Source organism: Deinococcus sp. Leaf326 (assembly GCF_001424185.1).
Classification (GTDB): Bacteria; Deinococcota; Deinococci; order Deinococcales; family Deinococcaceae; genus Deinococcus.
This window is the reverse complement of record NZ_LMOM01000032.1, coordinates 355,954-375,598: the sequence shown is the minus strand read 5'-3', so window position 1 is coordinate 375,598 and position 19,645 is coordinate 355,954. Positions and strand designations below refer to the sequence as shown.

Genomic DNA, 19,645 nt, shown 5'->3' with positions numbered 1-19,645 from the left:
GAGGTGCGGGCAGTCTGGCCGACGTATATCTCGCTGAGTTTGAGGGTGGTGGGGCTGTCTGGAGAACCTGGCGGAATCAGGCGTCGGCTGACGTCAGGCTGTTCCGGGGCGGCGGCGGCGCACGCGGGTCCGCGTGCCGGATGCCCGCCAGGAAGGGCTGGGGACACGAGAGGGCCGCCCGCAGTACATGCGGGACCACGCGAACAACGAAAAAGCCTGGCTGCGCCTCGAGGGCGAAACCGGCAGTCAGACAGAACGGGCAGTGGGCGTCCGTGTGATGGCCATGGTGTGGGGGGGCATTGGGCGCAGCGTCGGCAAGTTCCGGAGCCCAGGCAGCGGCCGGCTTGGGCGCCCGACCAGCCTCAGCCTGGGCCCCATTGCCGGGGCCGCCCAGGTCCGACATGTCCATGCCGGCCGAGTGTCGGTGCGCGGGAGGCGCCGCCGGGGCCCCAGGATCAATGGTCGTCTGCACCAGCAGGATGCCGGGCAGGCCCAGGCCCCCGGCCTGCGGGCTACGCGCCAGGTGGGCGACCGACGCGATCAGGGTCAGGACGACCAGCAGCCACCGCTGGCCCTGGGGCCAGGTGACCGGTGGACTTCCCGAGCTGCCGAACATTCGTCGGCACCATAGCGTGTCCGGGAAAGGCGCCATGTCCTGAGCCGGAGCCCTTGGCGGTATTCCTTTGTAGTTCGGGTTGCGATTGCAGGGCGTTGCACGTGGCTTAATCCGATCAGGATACTCAGGTATATGACCCAGACCCCCCTGCGCACCGAGTCCGTTCCCTTCCACCTCCCCCGCGCTGAGATTCTGGCGCAGTTGCTGGCCGCTGAGGCCGTGCTGGCCTGTCTGGGGGCGCGTGCGCCGCTGCGCCTGGAGACCGTGAGTCTGACCGACGCCGCCGTGCATTACGCGCTGGAACCCGATCTGCGGGCCCTGCAGAACAACCGGGGCCTCCTCGACGCGGTCGTCATGACGGCGCTGGCCCAGGGCGCGGCGGCGGAAATTCTTGGGGTGCGCCCGCCCATTTCCGGCCGTGATCCCCGCGCGCTGCTGCAGGCGGCCCTGACCGAACCCGAGGAGCTCGCCACGCTTGACGCCTATCTGCAGGTCTTGGTGGGCCGGGCGCGCGCGGCGCTGCGGCGCGCCTGGGCGGAGGTGCAGGTGGTCGCGGCCGGGCTGTGCGAGTACGGTGTGCTCGACGTCCAGGCCGTACATCACCGTGTGGCCTGCGCCCAGGGCATCCGGGGCACCCTGCTCAACTGAGCTGTGGCTTGCCGCTGGAGGGAGAGCCTGTGGCCGGTAGCGCCCCCGTCCGGCTCTGATGCTCAATGGAGACGCTGCCCGATTGTCCGGCACACCTTTCGGGTGCCAGCTCTTCGGGGCTCCGTACGTTGATCCGAAAGGCCAGCTCAAGCCCTGCCCGTGTCCCCCGCCGCACTGCTGGCCTCACAGTGGATCATGACTTCCCTGCCTGCTCGCCGGACTCCTGCGGCTTTCGTCGCCCTGGCCCTTCTGCTCGGCGCGTTGCCGGGGAACGGCGCGGCAGCGGCGCCGGCCAGCTTCACGCTCAGCAATATTCGCTACGAACGTCAGGGGCCGGACAACTGCGGACCCGTGACGGCCCTGACCGTCCTGGGTTACCACGGCACCCGCGTGACCCAGGCGCACGCGGCCTCGGCCCTCAAGGACTTTCCCGGTGACCCGCAGGTGACCAGTCTGGAACTCGCGGCGTACCTGGGGCGCTTCGGCCTGCGCAGCATGATCCGCTCGGCAGGGACCCCGGCGCTCGTCCGCGAGCTGGTGTCGCGCGGGTTGCCGGTGGTCGTGCAGCAACGCCTGAGGGCGGGCAGCAATGTCGCGCACTTCCGCACGGTGTACGGCTACCGCGCCGGGCGGTTCCTGGTCAGCGACCCGCTGCTGGGGCCAGCGCTGTGGCTCAGCGAGGCGCAGTTCACGGAGCTGTGGCACTTCTACAACGGCGAGTACCTCGTGGCCTACCCGGCGAGCAAGGAGCGTGACGTGCAGGCCGTGCTGGGCCAGGACGTGCGCGCTGCGACGAACTGGGCGCGGCTCAAGCGCGTGACCGAGGCGCGGGCCAGGGCCCAGCCCGGCGATCCCTACGCTTGGTGGGGTCTGGGCAAGGCCAACTTACGTCTGGGCAACGTGACGGCGGCCGCCGCCAACTTCGACCGCGCGGTGGCGCTGGGGGTGCCCCGGCTGTATTTCCTGTACCGCCAGGAAGCGTTCGAGGCCTGGACGAAGGCTGGCCACCACAGCAAGACCCTGCGCTATACCCGCCTGGCCCTGAATACCTTTCCCGACAGCAAGGAGCTTCTGCACTTCCGGAGGGTGGCGCAGCGCGGTCTAGGCGGCTGAGCCTGTCAGGCGTAGACCCTGCTCGACTGGATGTCGAGGTCAACCTTCCTACGTGAACGTGGGTGTTGGCCCTCTGCCGGACTGAGTTCCTCGGCGGGGTCGCCCGCCCTCAGCGCGGACTGGGCGGGCTTGACTCTTTTTTCTCCACCTGCGACCGTTGTTCTGCCATGCCTTCGCCTGCACTCTCCTGTTCTGCCTTTCTCGCCCTTGCCCTTCTGGGCTCGGCGAGAGCGCTTGCTATGGTGCCTGTCCCCTTGTCCACAGCTGGTGCGGCTCCCACCTGTGTGGCTCGCCCAATGGATAGTGCGGTGCCCATCTCGCCCACGGGTCTTCCCCTGCCTGCGGGCGTCACCGGACGGGTCAACTTCTACGCGGCCGAGTACCAACCCAAAACCCTGACTCCCATCCGGGCCGTGTTTCTGGGCCGTCCCGACGACGTGCAGCCCCTGGCCAGTCTCTTCAAACCCCTTGTCGTGCAGAGGGCCCTGCGCGACGTCGATGCGGGCAGACTCCGCCTGAACACCCAGTTCACCACCACGGCGGCCAACCGCAGCATCGAGGCTTACCCGGCTGGGGCCAACAGCCTGCAGGTGCTGGCCCGACGCGCAATTTTCCTGAGTGATAACACGGCCTCGGATCTCCTGCATCTCGCCTACGGCCCCGAGCGGCTGGCGCGCGAGGTTCGCCAGGACAGCCCCTGTACCTCGGTGCTACTCACCACCAAGGCCTGGTGGGCTGCTCAGGCCGGTCTGATTCCGGCTGTCATGACCCCGGAGACAGCCGCCGGAGCCCGTCTCTACGGCGCGCAGCCCTTCGACCAGCGCCTCCAGACCGCCCAGAGTCTGATCGCCGCGTCGCAGAAGCGGACGGGTCCGGAAGTCGAGCGTCAGCTGGACCTGTATTTCCACGGCCCGGCCTATGCTCCCGATATGGAGGTCAACCTTCAGAACACCAGCACCGCGCGGGCTTACACAGACCTCATGGCCCGCACCCTGCCGGGTCAGTCGCTCCGGCCGGCGACCCGTGCGGTGCTCCGGGACATCATGTCGGCCGGATGTTGCCGGCCCGCAGCGCCGAAACTCAAAACCACCTACTGGGCCGCGAAGGCGGGCAGTGGCTGGGGCATCCTGACACTCACCGGCTACGTCGAGACAGCGGACGGCCGGGCCTTTGCGTATACCTACCTCAATGACGGCAGTGTGACGACCGACGCCGAGGAGATGGAACGGCAGATCCGGCCGGTCGTCGCCTGGATCGAGCAGAATCTGTCGGGCCTGAAGGTGTTGCGGTAGAGGCCAGGGAGGACGGAGGAGTCTGTGCGCCCTGGTCGGTAAGGATCAGGAAGTTGCCGCAAGTTAGTTGGCCTGTGCAGTGAAGTGGAGTCGAGCTCTTCCTGACTCCTGAAACTTTCAGTCGGCTTGGGGTATTGGCTTCTCCCCCGATCAGCCATCGTCTCATTTCATGGCCTTCCCAGACAAAATGTGCTCCGACAGGCGTGCCGACAATCTTGGGGAATGACAAACGGAAAAACAAAAATCCCCCGTACTGGACGGGGGTTCTTGGTGGCGATGCCCGGACTTGAACCGGGGACCTAACGATTATGAGTCGTTCGCTCTAACCAGCTGAGCTACATCGCCCCATGTGGCCTTCTCGGGCGCAGGCAAGAACCTAGCACGCCGGATACGGAAGGTGCAAGCGTGGCCGGGCCTGCTCAGTGTTGCGCGGCCAACAGGGTGTTGCCTACGGCCCGGCGTAGCGCCTGAATGTCGGTGCTGCCGTGGCGCGAGGGGTGGACCCGATTGGTCAGCAGGGTCCAGGCGAGTCCTGCGTCCGGTTCGACCCACAGGCCCGTACCAGTAAAGCCCGTATGGCCGTAGGCGCGTGGTCCGCACAGGCCGCCTCCGCTCCAGCCGGGGACCATGCCTACGAAGGCGAGGGTGCGCCCAGGCGCTTCCGGGCGCAGTGCGGCGGCCTGTGCTACTGGGGACAGCCAGCCGCCACTGAGGAGCTTCTGCGCCTGATTCAGCACGCCGTCCAGGGTGCCGAACAGTCCCGCGTGTCCTGCGGCGCCGCCCAATGCTCCGGCGTTCTCGTCGTGGGTTTCGCCGCGCAGCAGACGCTCCCGCCACGCACAGACCTCGGTCGCCACGCTGCGCCCCGGCTCCGGTGAGAAGGTCAGGCCGTCCTCCAGTCTGAAATCGCGCAGGGGCTGTCCGTAGACCCGCTCCAGCACCTGCCCCAGCAGCAGGTAGCCCAGGTCTGAGTAGACGACCGGGCCCACGGGGCCCAGCGGCCACGCCTCCTGTAACAGCCGCGCGCGGATGAGGGCCGCGTCGCCCCAGGTGTACAGCGGCGCCCAGGCCGGCAGGCCTGCCGTATGGCTCAGCAGCTGGCGTAGCGTGCGTTCCCGCAGCGCCGTGTCCTGCATCCAGGCGAGTTCGGGCAGAAAGCGGCTCAGCGCGTCGTCCGGGTCGAGCCGACCCTCGGCGGCGGCGCGCAGCACCTGCCGGGCCGTGAACAGCGGTTTGGTCAGGCTGGCGAGATCCCACCACATCCCGGCGTCCAGGGGCCGGCATTCCCCCTGAGTCTGAGCGTGGCCCAGCACCAGCGTGCCGCGCGCGCCCGAGCGGTCGACCATGCCCAGGGCTGCGCCGCTCAGGCCGGCGTCTACGGCGCGCTCCAGTACTCTGGCCGTGGTTTCCGGGACTTGCAGTTCGGCTGACATGCTCAGCAGACTATGCCTCGCCGCTACGCTCTGCCGGGTCTATGGTCGGTTCAACTGCCCAGCGCGGGCCAGTTCGTCGATGAATAGGGGCGGCACGGTCGCCTCGATCCGCTCCCACACGCGGGCCAGGGCGTGAGGGTCCTGGATGGGCGCCGCCAGTGTGAGGCAGGTGAGGTGATGCGTGCACACCAGCTTGACTCCCAGGTCGCCCAGGCGAGCCTGCTCGCTGGGAGTCAAGAGAGAAGCGAAAGCGTCGGGGTCGCCAATGGCCGGATGCGCGCCGTGCCGGAGCGCCGCACTCAGAAACGCCGAGACCTCGGCCGGGTTGAGCCAGAAGCCGAACATCAGTTCGTCCGACAGTCGGTCGAGCAGCCGCATCTCCTCATGCCGGATCCCTTTTTTCACGAGGTCGCGTGCCAGCCCCTGCCGTTGCAGGCGGCGCCCGGCGTACTCGCTGAGGCTCAGGGTCTCGCCGGGCGGCCGAAGACGGCCCCCCACGGCGGTGCGCAGCCGGTAGGCCAGGACGTAGCCCTGGAACTCGCGCAACATCTCCTCAATGCCCCGCTCGGGGGTGACGGGCCCTGCCATGACGCCGAGTCTAAGAGGGGAGAGGTCCACACATTCTGGCTCCGGCCGCAATCTCCGGACAAGCTGCTGTGACGTCAGACTCGGTCCCTCCTTAAGGAGCACCAGAGAAGCATCGCCTGTCGCGTGGGTGAATCTACAGTCTCTCCCCTCAGTCTGCCCTGGCTGGGTCAGCCTACACTTTAAACCGTTCAAGCTCCAGCTCTTCCGCAGTTCTCCTTACTCTGGCTGATTCTGTCCCGTAACAAATCAGGCAGTTGCGGTTCTTCACATTTTGTAATGTGTCTCTTCCGACGACCTGGGAGGTCTTCACATGAAGCAAAAGAAAGTCCTGTTGAGCGTGTCGTTGCTCGGCGCTGCACTGCTCGGTTCCGCCAACGCTGCTCCCGGTGCCTGGAAGGGCACCATCACTATGTACGTGCAGGAGTACACCCCCAACTGGCCCGACGCGGCCAAACCCCTCAAGGCCTTTCAGCAGATCGCCGACGAATACCAGAAGGCCAATCCTGGAATTCAGATCAAGTTCAGTACGACACCTATTCCCGACAACGACACCAACGTGCGCGTGAAGGCGGCGGCTGGTGAGCTGTTCGACGTCTACTGGGCGCAGTCGAGCAGCCTGAACAGCACGCTGCCCAAGGGCGTCGCGTCTGATCTCTCGCCGGCCTTTGCCCAGCCCAATCCCTATATTCCGGGGAACAAGGCTTGGCAGGACGTGATGAATAAGACCCAGGTCGCCGAGAACCGTGCGCCCAACGGATCGGTCTACGTTCTGAGTGCCGACAACGTGGCTTTCACGATTTTCTACAACAAGGATCTGTTCAAGAAGGCCGGCATTGCCAAGCCGCCTACCTCCTGGCCCGAACTTCTTGCGGTTTCGAAGAAGCTCAAGGCGGCCGGTATCAATCCCTTCCATCAGGTCCCTTCGTATCCGTGGTGGGGCAACTTCTTCGTCACTGATTTTTACGGCAAGGACTTTGCGCGGTTGACCCGCTTTGATGGGCAGCCGGGGCAGTCGGGTCTGGATGAGGCGGTCGCCATCAACAAGGGCATCCTCAGCCCCAAGGACCCGCGCTTCATGTCGTGGTGGCCGACCTTCAAGCAACTGACCGATACCTGGCCCCGCGACTACCTGACCCTCGACGCTTCCAAGAACTACGACGCCTTCAATCAGGATTTCGTGGGTGGCAAATCGGCGATGATCTTCGAGGGCAGCTACTCGATCCGGGGTCTGCAGGACCTGGGCGCCAAGTTTGCGGTCGGTGCCTTCAACTTTCCGACGCTCACCAAGGCCCAGAGCCCCTATGCGACCGGAACCTACGTCGCCAACTCGGTGGGGGGCAATGGGTCGTTCCAGTACGCTATCAGCACGCCGCTCGCCAACAAGACTATGCGTGAGACGGGGAAGAGTGCGGCGGTCCTCGACTGGATGCGGTATTTCGGCACCCCGAAGAATGTGCAGCGCATCATCGCGGAGAACGCAACCTATGTGCCCACCTGGCCGGGCGTGAACGCGCCGCTCTCTGCGAGTTTCGATAGTACGCCGTTCAAGCAGCAGGCGACCAAGCCGCGCTTGGAGCTGAACGTAGGCAGCGCCGCGCCGGGTTTGGGCTGGACTGACATGCAGCGTATCTTCGGCCTGTATCTGGCCGGGAATATTACGATCGATCAGGCCAAGACGCAGGTACAGACTTTGCTCGATAAGTCGGCCAACGATTACGCCCGCAAGAACAAGGTCGATTTCTCCAAGTACAAGTGAGATCACCGGAGGTGACCTGGGTGTTTCTGAGGGCTGGTCCACCTGTGTCACTTCCTGATTGCCAGTTCTGGTCCCGACTAGGGAAAACGTCGCTGCATGGTGAACAGCCAGGCGACGTTTTTCTCACGCTCTTCTTCTGGAGGCGCAGCTTATGACCACTTCCTCTCAGGGTGACCTGCCCTCTCCGGTCGTCTCGCCTGTTCTGCGTGCACCCCAGCGGCCTCTGCGGCGGCTGCGCGAGGGGTGGCCGGCCTATCTGTTTGTTCTGCCGAGCGTTGTGCTTATGGCCTATTTCTCCTATGTTCCTGCCTATACGGCCATCACGCGGGCCTTTACCGACTGGGACGGATTGAACGTTCCGACTTTTACGGGCCTGGAAAATTTCCAGCGGGCCTTGACCGACCCGGTGATGGGTCAGGCGGCGCTCAATGCCGGTATCTGGGTGGTGCTGGGCTTGCTGTTGGCCGTCATTCCGCCTCTCCTGATCGCCGAGCTGATCTTCAATCTGCGTGGTGAGCGGCGTCAGTATGCGTGGCGGAGTCTGTTCGTGGTGCCCATTGTGGTGCCTTCGCTCGTGCTGCTGCTCATGTGGGGGACGTTCTTCCGGAGTGACGGTCTGATCAATACAGTGCTGAGTAGCGTGGGCTTGGGTGCCTGGCGGCATGACTGGCTCAGCGATCCGTCGACCGCGCTCTACAGCCTGATTTTCCTGGGGTTCCCGTATGTCGATGTGTTTTTTCTGCTGCTGCTCTATTCGGGACTTCAGAACATCGGGACGGAGGTGTTCGAGGCAGGCAAGATTGATGGGGCGACGGGGTGGCGACGGGTTCTGTATCTTGACCTGCCCCTGCTTAAGCCGCAGCTTGGTCTGATCGTTCTGTTGTCGATTATCGGTAACGTGCAGTATTTCATCAGTCCGCTGGTTCTGACCTCGGGTGGGCCCGGCTACGCGACGACTGTGCCGGCTCTGCTGATGTACAACACAGCGACCCGCAACGGTGAGTACGGTTACGCGATGGCTATTGCTGTTCTGCTGATGCTGGTCGTGATTGTCCTGACCGGTGCTTCGCGGTTGATTGGTCGGGAGCGTTCATGAGTCGCCGTTCCTTGACTGCGGGCGAGCTTGTGCGAAACGCGATATTGCTGGTGCTGGCGCTTCTCTCGTTGTTCCCGGTGTATTTCAGTTTGGTGAACTCGCTCAAAAGTCCAGTACAGTATGCCGAGAATCTCCTGAATTTGCCGGCTACTCTGCATCCGGAGAACTATGTGCTTGCCTGGGAACAGATCAAAGGACCGTTGTTCAACTCGGTGATCGTGACCCTGTCCAGTGTGCTGGCGACGGTTATCTTCGCGGCCCTGAGTGCCTATGCGTTGGCACTGATTGATTTTCCTGGGCGCCGTCTGTTGTTCGGTCTGATTTTTGCCCTGCTTCTGGTGCCGGATTTTCTGACCCTGATTCCGCTGTATGTGCAGATCAAATCTCTGACCTTGCCGAGTAACTATCTGGCAATCATTCTTCCTACGGTGGCCGCAGGGCAACCGTTTGCCATTTTGGTGTTGTACGCCGCTTTCCGGGCGATGCCGCGTGACATGCTCGAAGCGGCGCGTCTTGACGGCGCCGGCCACTGGGCTTTGTTGCGTTCGATAGTGCTGCCCCTTAGTCTGCCGATTCTGGTGAGTGTGAGCATTATCCGCCTGGTACCGGTCTGGAACGATTTTCTTCTCCCTTCGCTAGTTCTGGATGAGGTCCACCGGACTGTTCCTGTTGCGCTTGTCGGTTTTCAGGGTGGTGGCGCGGCGACGGGCTCGACCCCTAATTACGGTGCCTTGATGGCTTCGTATGTCCTCTCTGCTTTGCCCCTGGTCGTGCTGTTTCTTTTCCTGATGCGTTCTTATGTTCAGGGTGTGACAAGTGGAGGAGTGAAGGCCTGAGTTATTGCTGGCTGAACATATCCCGGCCAGCAATAATCCTATTCTGAATTTATATCTAAATTTATATGATTTAGATATAAAGACCGATTTAGGAGGTCGGGTAGATGAGGGCATGTATGACAGAATTAAAAAAACAGTCAAGTGCAACAGAGACTTATTAGGAGAATCTTCTTTAGTAAGCTTCTGCCTGTGCGGAAGCTTGGTCAAAATAAGCTAGAATTCTAGGTCAAGTGACTAGTGGTTTTTACAGCAAGGGCAGCTAGATAGTAAGATTAATTATCATATAAAACTGTATATTTTTATAGAATCGTAAGTCAACTGGCCTGCAATAGTTGTATCCATCGACACCAAGTCAACGCCACTTACTTCGGCTGGACACAGTGGATAAGGTCGCCAACAGCAAGCTTCAAACTTTCCCCTTCCACATCAGGGCAAAAGTCTACAGACCCATAGCAACACACAGGCTATTTGCATCGAGAACAGATAGCAGGAAAGATCCGTTGGCACACTGCCATTCGCTCAGGACGACGCTCAATGGAAACGCCTGTCCATCTGGAGACGGATTTGCAGAGATGGGTACTGGACCAAGGCGGGCAGCCCCTGCCTGAATCGTACGCAGCGGAGGATATGGCGGGCTTCAGAGGCGGCGGCGTTCATGGCTACCGGTCACTAGAGGGAACTTTCCTGGGCGAGTGCATCTTCAACGGACACACAGCCGGGCGGGCCATCGCTCAGAGCACAGGATGAGACCGGCGGGCACCCAGCCAGGCCTAGCCATGCGCCTCAACACACTGCCGCTGGACATCTAACCACAACTGATGACAGCTGCCCTCAGAAGTCAACACGACGACGACGTGATCAAGCGGAACCAGACGTATCAACGGGCAGCAGCTCTTCCCAACTCCCTTCAACAGCACACCTCCATCCACAGGGAAGGAGTGAGCGGAGACGATCACCTTGTGTGGCGACTCGGCGGGCGGACATCTAGAACTCACAATACCCGGGGATGCGCCAGACAGATCCAAACAGCAAGAGAGTCCCTGCACCTACACAAGTATCTAGGAGCTTGTCAAGCCTCTATCGCGGCGGCGTACACGCCAGAAGCGCAGGACGTCTTCTGCAATGTTGGCAGGCGGTTGAACACCCGTCCCAGAGCTCTGTCATTGAGTCAGGGTCATAAGGCGGCTGAACCGGATTTGGGATCACTAGGTGGACGAATCGTGGCGCCTGTGCTCAAGCGGGTGATGGCAGAGATGGCGACTGTCATCCTATAATCAGTTTATCTAAGCAATCTTAGTTAAATCAGAATTGACAATCCAGGTGATCTGAGATTGCGTGGGACCGCAACAGTTTGAAACATCCACAACCCTCCAGCCTTCCACGCGATATCAAAAGAAGGCACCTGGAATACTCAACCGCAACCTTCTGCCGCCGAGAGCCTCAGCGACCTCTGAAAAAGGCGACTTCAGGACAAACACACCCGCACCCCATTCACTCCTTATTCACCCTATGCAAACGCGGGCATTCTGTGAGCTATCCCATAGCCAACCTCTCCCGGAATACGTTCAGAATGTCTGGACCAGAACCAAAATTTTAAGCAGAGGATGAAAGGATTTTGTGATACATCTTAAGTTGAGCTTTATTGGCATCCTGGGAGACCTCTCCTCTTTTCCTCCTCGTCTTTCTCGCAAGGGGTTTCAGCATGACCTACCGTGTACCGGCCGCGTTCGCTCTTTTGACCCTGTCTCTCCTCAGCGCCTGCTCGAGCACTAACACGCCCGCACAAGCTCAGGTGAGATACGACTCTGTCGTCTCCGTACCCCTTCAGGCCGGAGACACGCGCGAGTCGCTGGCGCAGGCTGTAGGGGGCGAGGTCCTGGCTTGGAACGACGAGGGCTGTGCAGCCCGGATGGCAAACGACTGCAATACGCTGATCGGCTTCAACCCGAAGCTGAGCAGCGCGGGCGTACTGAACGCACTGAGCGGCCGCAAAGTGAAAGTCGAAGCCAACAAGGACGTGTTCAGCGGCGGCGGGAAGATAACAGCCATAGCCAACGGCTCCATCGCCATTTGGGCCGGGGGTTCTATCGCGATCTGGGCGGGTGGCTCCATTGCCATCTGGGCCGGAGGGTCCATCGCCATCTGGGCAGGCGGGCAATACTCACCTATTCCTCAGAACAACACGCTGTGGCAGCAGATCAAACTGGAACGCGCGCAGCAGCTCGCGCCGCACCTTGGGAAGGGCGTGACCGTAGCCGTCATCGACTCCGGCATCGACCTGCAACATCCAGCTTTTCAGGGAGCTCTGACTGGCGCCTCGACCTGGAAGGATTTCGCCGGCGGCGACAACGTACCGCAGGAAGAAGGCATAACGGGCGAGGGCGCCTATGGCCACGGCACCAACGTGGCAGGAATCATCTTGCAGATAGCGCCCCAGGCCAAGATCATGCCCCTGCGGGTCCTCGACGCGGACGGCTCAGGCGACGTGGCAAACGTCGCGCAAGCCATCCGCTGGGCTGTGCAGAAGGGTGCCCAGGTCATCAACCTGAGCCTGGGAAGCACTGAGAATTCGCCGGCTGTACAGGACGCCGTCGAGTGGGCCACAGCCCAGGACGTGCTCGTGGTGGCCTCAGCTGGCAACGAGAACGTAGGCCGCATCACCTACCCTGCCGCCAACGCGGCCCAGGGCAAAGCCGCGGCCAACCTGCTCAGTGTCGGGAGTGTCGACCCGCAGGACCTCAAGTCGTCGTTCTCCAACTACGGCGCGGCGCTGGAAATCGTCGGGCCAGGCGAGCACGTCTATGCTCCTGCCCCGGACGGCCGCATGGCCTCCTGGAGCGGTACCTCCATGGCTGCTCCCATGACGGCGGGCGGACTGGCTCTGGCGCTGGGCGAAAAGCTCAAGGTCCCTGTCAGAAGCCTGACAGGCGCGATGGCCCAGACTGCCGGCAATATCTACGCGGGCGAGGCCAACGCCGCGTACGCTGGCCAACTAGGCCAGGGCCGCCTCGACCTCGCCGCCTTCCTGGGTCAAACTATTCGATAGAAGAGAGCTGAAGTGTCCGACACATCTCCAACCCCCCCGACCAGCCCGGAGGCGCCCAGCGCCTCCGGGCTGGATCATGCGCGGCTTAGGAATCTACGGGACGCGGCCACCGCCCTGCTGGAGACCGACCCCAGAGAGGCCCTACGGCTCGCGCGGGCCTGTGAAAGCCTGGAAGGCGCGGCCGACGACGGCGTGGTGACAGGTCCGACTCTGCTGCTGACCGGAAAAGCACTTATGGCGGCCTCTGATTTTCACAGCGCCCGCACCAGCATGGAGCAGGCCCTGGCGCTGTTCGGAGCGGCCGGAGATCTGGCTGGCCTCGCCGAGAGCCACAGTGCACTCGGCAAAATCTTTCTCAATATCGGCCTGCTCGAGCTGTCGGTCGAACATCTCGAACACTCTCTGGACCTCACGGGCCGGCACACCTTCCTGGGGTCCAGGGCCATCATGGCGGGCACGTTCAACCAGCTCGCCGGCGTCCGGTACATTCAGGGCGAAGTCGGCGACGCGGTGGCCCTGCTGCACCGGTCCCTACAGATCTGGCAGGAAGATGGCAACTTTCTGGGACAGGTGCAGTGCCTGATCAACATCGGCAACACGCAGTCCGCGCTCGCGCAGTACAGCGAGGCCGTCAAGACGTTTTCCAGAGCCTACAAGCTCCAGCATCAGAACAGCCAGAACTTCAAGCTCGAGGCGACCCTCCTGCACAACCTGGCCCGGACGCACCATCTCGACGGCGACAATCCACGCGCCATCAAGATGCTCGGCTCGGCCTACACCGCGGCCCAGGCCTCACAGGACAAGCAGGTTGAGGCCTCTGTCGCGCTGAGTCTCGGCACCTTTCACCTTCAAGCCGCAAACATCGGCGAAGCCCAGCTATATCTGGAAACGGCCCTGGACCTGTGCCGCGGGATGAGCTACCCGTTCGGTGAACTCAGCGCCCTGAACAGCCTGGGCAACCTCTATGAGAAGACCGGGCAATCCCTTCTGGCCTACGTGACCTACCACGACGCCCTGGCCATCGCCCTGAGCATCGGCTCGACGCAGGGCGAACTGGAAGCCCGGCTCAACCTCGGACGGTTCTACCTGCACTCGCACTCCTGGGAAGATGCACTCACCCAGCTTCAACTCGCCCTCGAACTGGCCGAGCGGACCCAGAGCGCCAAGGAGGCGGCCACCGCGCATGAAACGCTGTGCGACCTGCACAAGGCCCGGGGCGACGCTGCACAGGCCCTGCACCACAGCGAGGAGTTGCGCCGGCTCGAACGAGAACTATTCAATGCCGAGCGCGACCGGCAGACCCGCAACCTGAGCATCCAGTTCGAGGTCGAGCGGGCCCAGCGCGAGGCCGATTCGTACCGGCTGCGCACCGAACTCGAGCAGGAGGCCCGGCAGATGGCCGAGCGACAGGTCGAGGAGCGCACCGCCGAGCTGGCCCAGGCGCAGTACGAGGTCGTGACCCGGCTGGCGATGGCCGCCGAGTACCGCGACGGAACGACCGGCGACCACACCCGCCGGGTGGGAGTCATGAGCGCCCGCCTGGCCCGGGCCCTGGGCTGGACGGAAGCGCGCGCCGAACTGCTGGGCATTGCGGCGCGGCTGCACGACGTGGGCAAAATGGGCATTCCCGACAGCATCCTGCTCAAGTCCGGCCGACTCGAAGCCGGGGAATTTACCCAGATGCAGACACACACCTTGATCGGGGCGACGATCCTGTCGGGCGGGCACTCCGAACTGCTGCAACTGGCCGAGGAGATCGCCCTGACCCACCACGAACGGTGGGACGGCTGCGGCTATCCGCGCCGGCTGGCCGGCACGCAGATTCCGCTGTCCGGGCGCATCGTCGCGGTCGCCGACGTATACGACGCCCTGACCCAGGTCCGGCCCTACAAGAAGGCCTGGGGGCACGGGGACGCGGTGCAGGAACTGCGCGCCCAGGCCGGCCGGCACTTCGACCCCGAGGTGGTCGAAGCGGCTCTGAGCGTTCTGTGTGGCCCAGAAGACCTGCAAGCCTAGATGGACGGACGCGAATACACGCCTTGGGGAGCGTAAGAAAGGCTGAGACTGACTCCATACAGCTGGGCAAGCCCTAGCTCAGGCAACACTGGAGCGGACTGCACCTGAATACCTCTTGCGTCTCTGCTCAGCTCCCGGGTCGTGCATCCCCGATCAGGTCGGAGCCGTCCTGTGCGGCGCGCAGCAGCAGTTCAGTCACGTCCTCCATCTTGAAGAGGAACATGGGCTGGTCGGCGTTTTTCGTGTCGACCGCCTCGGCCTCCACCTTCATCTTGCGGACCCCTTGCTGGGGCACTTTGAGGTCAATGACGTAATTGCTGACGACCTCGTCCGTCGTCACGAGTTCGCGCAGTCTCCGTTGCAGGTCCGGCTGGTCGAAGACAAAGTTGGCGACTGTGTACAGTAGCTCGGACCGGACCTGCGCGGGCGTGAGATACATCAGGTCGTAAAAGGTCCGATTGGCGGTGATGATTCGTAGCTGGCGGTCGAGCACCAGCAGCGGGTCCTGCATACTGTTGAGCACCGCCTCGGCGTATTCCATCGATTCGCGCACCTGGGCTTCGAGCGCCTTGACCACGTTGATGTTGGTGAAGGCCAGCACCACGCCGTCGATGAAGTTGTCCGACGTGCGGTAGGGGCTGACCCGCATGAGGTACCACTGGCCGTCCTGGGTCTGCACCTGGGCCTCGTAGGTCTCGAGGGTGTCGAGCACGCGGGCGATGTCGCGGGTCAGGTACTCGTAGTTCAGGTTGACGCTGATATCGGTGATGGGGCGGCCGATATCGACCGGCATGAGATTGATGACCCGGGTGATGCGCGGCGTGAAGCGCTTGATCCGCAGGTCGTTGCCCAGAAAGACCGTGGCGATGCCGGCGCTTTCGAGCAGGTTCTTCATGTCGTCGTTGGCCTGCGCGAGGTCGTGGATGACCCGCTGGTGCTCGGCGTTGATGGTGACGAGTTCCTCGTTGAGCGACTGGAGCTCTTCCTTTGAAGTCGTCAGTTCCTCGTTGCTGCTCTGCAGTTCCTCGTTGGTCGTCTGCAGTTCCTCGTTGGTGCTCTTGAGTTCTTCGAGGGACACGCCCATCTGTTCGATAGTGGCCTGCAAGATTTCCTTGCTGTGCTGCAACTCGCGCTCAAGGACCTGTAGGCGGTCGGACTGCTCGGGCGCCGCCGCCTGTTCGGGAGACTCGCCGTGCTCCTGAAAGACGATCAGGAATTGTGGGTCCTGGGTCTGCGGCATGGGCCGCACCGTCAGGTCGAGCAGCACCAAGCCGCCGCCCGCTGTCAGACGCAGGTTGCGCCGCACGATCTCGGCACGCTCGGCGCTGGCCTGCCGCAGGGCAGCGGGCAACTCGTAGCGCAGCTCCTCCTGGACCATCTCGAAAATGTTGACGAGCAGTTTACCCGGCGGCAATTCCAGGTAGCGGGCTGTGCGGCCGTTGACATACAGGATGTCGCCGGCCGCATTGACCACGACGGCGGGCGGAGTGTACTGGGAAAGCAGCAGCCGCTGGGCCTGCTGACCCACGTCATTGACGCGCGGACTCCGGGGAGACGGCAAAAAGGTGGCTTCGGGCAGGAGCGGCAGGCTGCCCTGGTCCGGAGTGAATGGCAGCGGCAGTGGACCGGACGTGCCCTCGCCCCGGCGGTAGATCTTCCAACGGGTGCTCAGGAGCGTGAAGCGGTCGCGTTCGTGGCCGGTCGTTTCGCTGGCCCCCAGAAACAGCAGCCCCCCCGGATGCAGGGCGTAGTGAAAGACGGTCAGAATCTGGCGCTGAAGCTGCGTCCCCAGGTAGATGAGCATGTTGCGGCAACACAGCAGGTCCAGGCGGGTAAAAGGCGGGTCCCCGAAAGTGCTGTGCTGCGCGAAGATGATGCTGTCACGGATGTCGGGGCGCACCTGATAGCCGTCGTCCTTGGGCTGAAAGAAACGTTCGAGCCGCTCGGAGGAAACCACGTAGGCGATGTCGGCCGGGTACAGGCCGTAGCGGGCGCGCTCCAGCGCTTCCTTGTCGATATCGGTGGCGAAGACCTGCACCTTGAAGACGCGCACCTCGCGCAGTTCGTCCATCAGCTCGTGCAGCGCGATGCAGACCGAGTAGGCCTCCTCACCAGTAGAGCAGCCTGCCACCCACACCCGGAACTGGTCAATGTCCTGCTTGACGGTCAGGATGTACTGCCGGAGCTGGTCCTTGAGTTCGTCGAAGGCCTCGGTGTCCCGGAAGAAGCTGGTCACGTTGATGGTGAAGTCCCGGAACAGCGCGTCGACCTCGTCGGTATTGTCCTGGAGCAGCCGGATGTACTGGGTGATGTCCTCCAGGCGGTGGGCCTTCATCCGGCGGTCGATGCGGCGCACCAGGGTGCTGCGCTTGTACTGCGTGAAATCGTGGCCGGTGCGCATCCGCACGAGGCGCAGGACCTTCTGCATCGGGGCGCCCGGCTGCCCGTCGGCGCCGAGCAGGTCACCCGGCGAGGCGGCGTGCGAGCGCGTGACGAGCGCATAGAGCTGCGCGGCCAGTTCCTCGGCAGGCAGAACACTGTTGGCGAGCTGGGTCGAGACGGCGCTCCGGGGCATCATGGGATACTCGGCAGTCCGGGGGTCCTGCACGAGCACGATCCCGAAATGCTCCTTGATGGCCTGAATCCCCTGGGTGCCGTCGCTGCCCATGCCCGAGAGCACCACGCCCACGGCCCGCCGGCCCTGATCGGCGGCGAGCGCCTCGAAGAACCGGTCGATGACCTGGCCCAGACCACCCTCGGTGCGGCCGAGGTCCTCAAGCAGGAGAACGCCGTTCATGATGGACAGACCGGAGCCGGGTGGCAGGACATACACGTGGTCGGCCTGCACCTGGAGACCGTCGGTAATGGCCTCGACCGGCAGGTCGGTACAGCGCTGCAGCAGCTCGGGCATCAGGCCCCGGTGCCGGGGGTCGAGGTGCGGCACCACGACGAACGCCATACCGCTCTGAGGCGGCAGGCTCAGAAAAAACCGTTCGTAGCCGTCGAGCGCCCCGGCCGATCCCCCGATGCCCACGACGGCGACGGGCCCCTGTGGTGAGTGCGTCGGCTCGGCCATTCCGGGGGACTGCGGCCGTGACTCTGCGCTGCTGGCCGGGCCACCTGTGCCCGGTTCCTGATTCGGCCCCTGCGGCGGGCCGCGCTGTTCTTCCCCCATATCTACCGCAGCTTAGCGGAAACGCTCCAACTTTTGGTCAGTTATTGCATAAAGTTTTTAGCAGAGTTATTGAAGAGTGAATCTGTATCTTATATAACTGTTCATTTGAGATTTCATAGGGGTGCATCCGTTAGATTAAGAGAAGATCGTAGACTTTTCTTGACCTGCCCCCTTTCGTCCGCTTCACTCACCACGACCGGGACAGGACCGCATATCCGCTCTGTTCGCGGCTCTCAGGAGCCTGCTATGGATGAACGTACCATCAGCCCACCCAACGACCAATTGCGGCTGGAAGCCGAGCGGCTGACCCAGAGTGGCCGGGGAAGCCTGCCTCCCGAGCACGAGCTGGCCGGGGCCGAGCTGCGCGGGACGGACCCCGCGCAGCTCATCGCCCAACTGCTGGAGCAGCGTCACGAGCTTCAGGTCCACCAGATCGAGCTCGAACTCCAGAACGAGAGTCTGGCCCAGGCCAACCTCGACCTCTAACACGCCCGGCAGCACTACACCGAGCTCTTCGAACACGCCCCCGTCGGCTACCTCACCCTCGACCAGGCAGGCATGATCGCCATGTGCAACCTACAGGCCGCCCGCCACCTCGGCATGGACCGCGCCCGCCTCGGTGGCCGGCGCTTCTCGGCGTTCCTGGGCCGCAACGACGCCAGCAGTTTCGCCCTCTTTCTGCGCCGCGTCTTCACCACCCCCGGGCCCCAGCGGGTCGAGCTCCAGGTTCAGCCTCATACCCCGCCGCAGACCCCGGACGCCCCCGCCCAGTTCCTGCAGGTGGACGGCGAGCTCATGCCGCACCGCGCCGGCCAGCCGGCGCGGCTGTGCCGCCTCACTCTCACCGACATCACCGCGCAGCGCCGCGCGCAGGACGAGGTCCTGCGCGTCGGCCAGCAGCCGGGAGAGGGGGTGGTGCAGTTGCTCCCGGGTCCCTGGGCCCCAGCGGGTCGAGCTCCAGGTTCAGCCTCATACCCCGCCGCAGACCCCGGACGCCCCCGCCCAGTTCCTGCAGGTGGACGGCGAGCTCATGCCGCACCGTGCCGGCCAGCCGGCGCGGCTGTGCCGCCTCACCCTCACCGACATCACCGCGCAGCGCCGGGCACAGGACGAGGTCCTGCGSCTCAACACCTCGCTCGAAGCCCGCGTCGAGGGCCGCACGCGGCAGCTGCGGGACCTGAACGGCGAACTCGAAACCATGATGTACGCCGTGACCCACGACCTCCAGGCACCGCTGCGCCAGATCCGGGGCTTCACCCAGGCCCTGCTGCGGGACGTGCCGGTGGCCGAGGAACAGCAGCGCCTCATGACCTACATCAGTCAGTCGTCCGACCAGATGGACGAGCTGCTCTTCGCACTGCAGGAGTACTTCCGGGCCGGCCAGCAGCGCCTGCGCGCCGACTCGGTGGATCTCGACCGCGTGCTGCGCACGGTGTGGCACGAGCAGCAGGCCGCCCTGGACGCGGAACGGGAGGTCGTCCTGACCCACGACCCCCTGCCCCAGGTCCGCGGGGACGTGGTGGCCCTCCAGATGGTGCTTTCGCACCTGATCGGCAATGCCGTGAAGTTCACGCAGGGGCAGCACCCCGCCCGCATCCACGTGTGCATGAAGAACCACGAGCAGGACTTCGTGGTGTGCGTGCGGGACAACGGCGTGGGNTGATCGGCAATGCCGTGAAGTTCACGCAGGGGCAGCACCCCGCCCGCATCCACGTGTGCATGAAGAACCACGAGCAGGACTTCGTGGTGTGCGTGCGGGACAACGGCGTGGGCTTCAACATGCGCCAGAAGGACCGGCTGTTCGGTGTCTTTCAGCGGCTGCACCGCGCCCAGGAGTTCGGCGGCGTGGGGATGGGCCTCGCCCTCGTGCGGCGACTCGTCCACCGCCACGGCGGCCGGGTCTGGGCCGAGAGCACGCCGGATCAGGGCGCGACCTTCTATTTCGCTCTCCCCCGCCAGCCCGACCTGCTCCGCGACGGCGCGTGGCTGGACCGGCTTCCCCGGACCGCCGCCGGTTTCCAGTGACCTGT

General features: G+C 63.6%; 14 protein-coding genes, 1 tRNA gene and 2 pseudogenes. 12 read left to right on the top strand and 5 right to left on the bottom strand.

The annotated features are described in order from the left end of the window. Positions 1-76: 76 nt before the first annotated feature. On the bottom strand, positions 77-616 hold the full coding sequence (locus tag ASF71_RS12485; RefSeq protein WP_056300398.1) for a hypothetical protein: 540 nt from the start codon (positions 614-616) through the stop codon (positions 77-79). Positions 617-748: 132 nt separating this feature from the next. Between ASF71_RS12485 and ASF71_RS12480 the strand changes: the two genes are divergently transcribed. The 3 genes from ASF71_RS12480 (at position 749) to ASF71_RS12470 (ending at position 3,669) form a co-directional block, all read left to right on the top strand. After that, entirely contained in the window at positions 749-1,264 is a 516-nt protein-coding gene (locus tag ASF71_RS12480) for a hypothetical protein (RefSeq protein WP_056300394.1), read from the top strand. 195 nt (positions 1,265-1,459) lie between these two features. After that, positions 1,460-2,377, top strand: a complete 918-nt coding sequence (locus ASF71_RS12475) for a C39 family peptidase (protein WP_056300584.1) — start codon at positions 1,460-1,462, stop codon at positions 2,375-2,377. A 308-nt stretch (positions 2,378-2,685) separates the two neighbouring features. After that, a complete protein-coding gene (locus ASF71_RS12470; RefSeq protein ID WP_235514405.1) occupies positions 2,686-3,669 on the top strand; it encodes a serine hydrolase in 984 nt (327 codons plus the stop codon). Between the two features lie 268 nt (positions 3,670-3,937). Here ASF71_RS12470 and ASF71_RS12465 read toward each other — a convergent pair. The 3 genes from ASF71_RS12465 to ASF71_RS12455 all read right to left on the bottom strand — a co-directional run bounded on the left by ASF71_RS12465 (position 3,938) and on the right by ASF71_RS12455 (position 5,690). After that, positions 3,938-4,014: transfer RNA gene (locus tag ASF71_RS12465), tRNA-Met, on the bottom strand. Positions 4,015-4,088: 74 nt separating this feature from the next. Then, entirely contained in the window at positions 4,089-5,102 is a 1,014-nt protein-coding gene (locus ASF71_RS12460) for a serine hydrolase domain-containing protein (protein WP_056300390.1), read from the bottom strand. Between the two features lie 39 nt (positions 5,103-5,141). Next, positions 5,142-5,690 carry a hypothetical protein gene (locus ASF71_RS12455; RefSeq protein ID WP_235514402.1) on the bottom strand — a complete coding sequence of 183 codons (549 nt, stop codon included), beginning with the start codon at positions 5,688-5,690 and terminating at the stop codon, positions 5,142-5,144. 310 nt (positions 5,691-6,000) lie between these two features. On the opposite strand from ASF71_RS12455, the gene ASF71_RS12450 reads away from it, so the two are divergent. The 5 genes from ASF71_RS12450 (at position 6,001) to ASF71_RS12425 (ending at position 14,440) form a co-directional block, all read left to right on the top strand. Continuing rightward, complete coding sequence (locus ASF71_RS12450; RefSeq protein ID WP_056300383.1) at positions 6,001-7,446, top strand: ABC transporter substrate-binding protein; 1,446 nt, start codon at positions 6,001-6,003, stop codon at positions 7,444-7,446. A gap of 151 nt (positions 7,447-7,597) precedes the next feature. Then, positions 7,598-8,542, top strand: a complete 945-nt coding sequence (locus tag ASF71_RS12445) for a carbohydrate ABC transporter permease (protein WP_235514401.1) — start codon at positions 7,598-7,600, stop codon at positions 8,540-8,542. Beyond that, a complete protein-coding gene (locus ASF71_RS12440; RefSeq protein ID WP_056300381.1) occupies positions 8,539-9,378 on the top strand; it encodes a carbohydrate ABC transporter permease in 840 nt (279 codons plus the stop codon). The genes ASF71_RS12445 and ASF71_RS12440 overlap by 4 nt, the downstream gene beginning before the upstream one ends. A gap of 1,792 nt (positions 9,379-11,170) precedes the next feature. Beyond that, a complete protein-coding gene (locus ASF71_RS12430; RefSeq protein WP_235514399.1) occupies positions 11,171-12,424 on the top strand; it encodes a S8 family serine peptidase in 1,254 nt (417 codons plus the stop codon). Positions 12,425-12,436: 12 nt separating this feature from the next. After that, entirely contained in the window at positions 12,437-14,440 is a 2,004-nt protein-coding gene (locus tag ASF71_RS12425; protein ID WP_156372765.1) for an HD domain-containing phosphohydrolase, read from the top strand. A 127-nt stretch (positions 14,441-14,567) separates the two neighbouring features. On the opposite strand, the gene ASF71_RS12420 is transcribed toward ASF71_RS12425, so the two are convergent. Then, the gene (locus tag ASF71_RS12420; RefSeq protein WP_056300373.1) at positions 14,568-17,516 is read right to left on the bottom strand and encodes a CheR family methyltransferase; all 2,949 of its coding nucleotides are present in this window, start codon (positions 17,514-17,516) and stop codon (positions 14,568-14,570) included. Between the two features lie 345 nt (positions 17,517-17,861). Between ASF71_RS12420 and ASF71_RS12415 the strand changes: the two genes are divergently transcribed. The 4 genes and pseudogenes from ASF71_RS12415 (at position 17,862) to ASF71_RS24520 (ending at position 19,640) form a co-directional block, all read left to right on the top strand. Further along, positions 17,862-18,101: a hypothetical protein gene (locus ASF71_RS12415; protein WP_056300370.1), complete on the top strand. Its 240-nt coding sequence runs from the start codon at positions 17,862-17,864 to the stop codon at positions 18,099-18,101. Positions 18,102-18,170: 69 nt separating this feature from the next. Further along, positions 18,171-18,284, top strand: a pseudogene (locus ASF71_RS25780) (hypothetical protein); the annotation flags it as partial. 361 nt (positions 18,285-18,645) lie between these two features. Further along, a pseudogene (locus ASF71_RS25775) lies at positions 18,646-19,274 on the top strand (histidine kinase dimerization/phospho-acceptor domain-containing protein); the annotation flags it as partial. Between the two features lie 60 nt (positions 19,275-19,334). Next, a complete protein-coding gene (locus ASF71_RS24520; protein ID WP_235514421.1) occupies positions 19,335-19,640 on the top strand; it encodes an ATP-binding protein in 306 nt (101 codons plus the stop codon). Positions 19,641-19,645 lie beyond the last annotated feature (5 nt).

What these genes read in the sequence shown, in the direction of transcription:
- ASF71_RS12485 (WP_056300398.1), bottom strand. Translation starts at nt 616, where the DNA reads ATGTTCGGCAGCTCGGGAAGTCCACCGGTCACCTGGCCCCAGGGCCAG.
- ASF71_RS12480 (WP_056300394.1), top strand. Translation starts at nt 749, where the DNA reads ATGACCCAGACCCCCCTGCGCACCGAGTCCGTTCCCTTCCACCTCCCC.
- ASF71_RS12475 (WP_056300584.1), top strand. Translation starts at nt 1,460, where the DNA reads ATGACTTCCCTGCCTGCTCGCCGGACTCCTGCGGCTTTCGTCGCCCTG.
- ASF71_RS12460 (WP_056300390.1), bottom strand. Translation starts at nt 5,102, where the DNA reads ATGTCAGCCGAACTGCAAGTCCCGGAAACCACGGCCAGAGTACTGGAG.
- ASF71_RS12455 (WP_235514402.1), bottom strand. Translation starts at nt 5,690, where the DNA reads ATGGCAGGGCCCGTCACCCCCGAGCGGGGCATTGAGGAGATGTTGCGC.
- ASF71_RS12450 (WP_056300383.1), top strand. Translation starts at nt 6,001, where the DNA reads ATGAAGCAAAAGAAAGTCCTGTTGAGCGTGTCGTTGCTCGGCGCTGCA.
- ASF71_RS12445 (WP_235514401.1), top strand. Translation starts at nt 7,598, where the DNA reads ATGACCACTTCCTCTCAGGGTGACCTGCCCTCTCCGGTCGTCTCGCCT.
- ASF71_RS12440 (WP_056300381.1), top strand. Translation starts at nt 8,539, where the DNA reads ATGAGTCGCCGTTCCTTGACTGCGGGCGAGCTTGTGCGAAACGCGATA.
- ASF71_RS12420 (WP_056300373.1), bottom strand. Translation starts at nt 17,516, where the DNA reads ATGGCCGAGCCGACGCACTCACCACAGGGGCCCGTCGCCGTCGTGGGC.
- ASF71_RS12415 (WP_056300370.1), top strand. Translation starts at nt 17,862, where the DNA reads ATGGATGAACGTACCATCAGCCCACCCAACGACCAATTGCGGCTGGAA.
- ASF71_RS24520 (WP_235514421.1), top strand. Translation starts at nt 19,335, where the DNA reads ATGAAGAACCACGAGCAGGACTTCGTGGTGTGCGTGCGGGACAACGGC.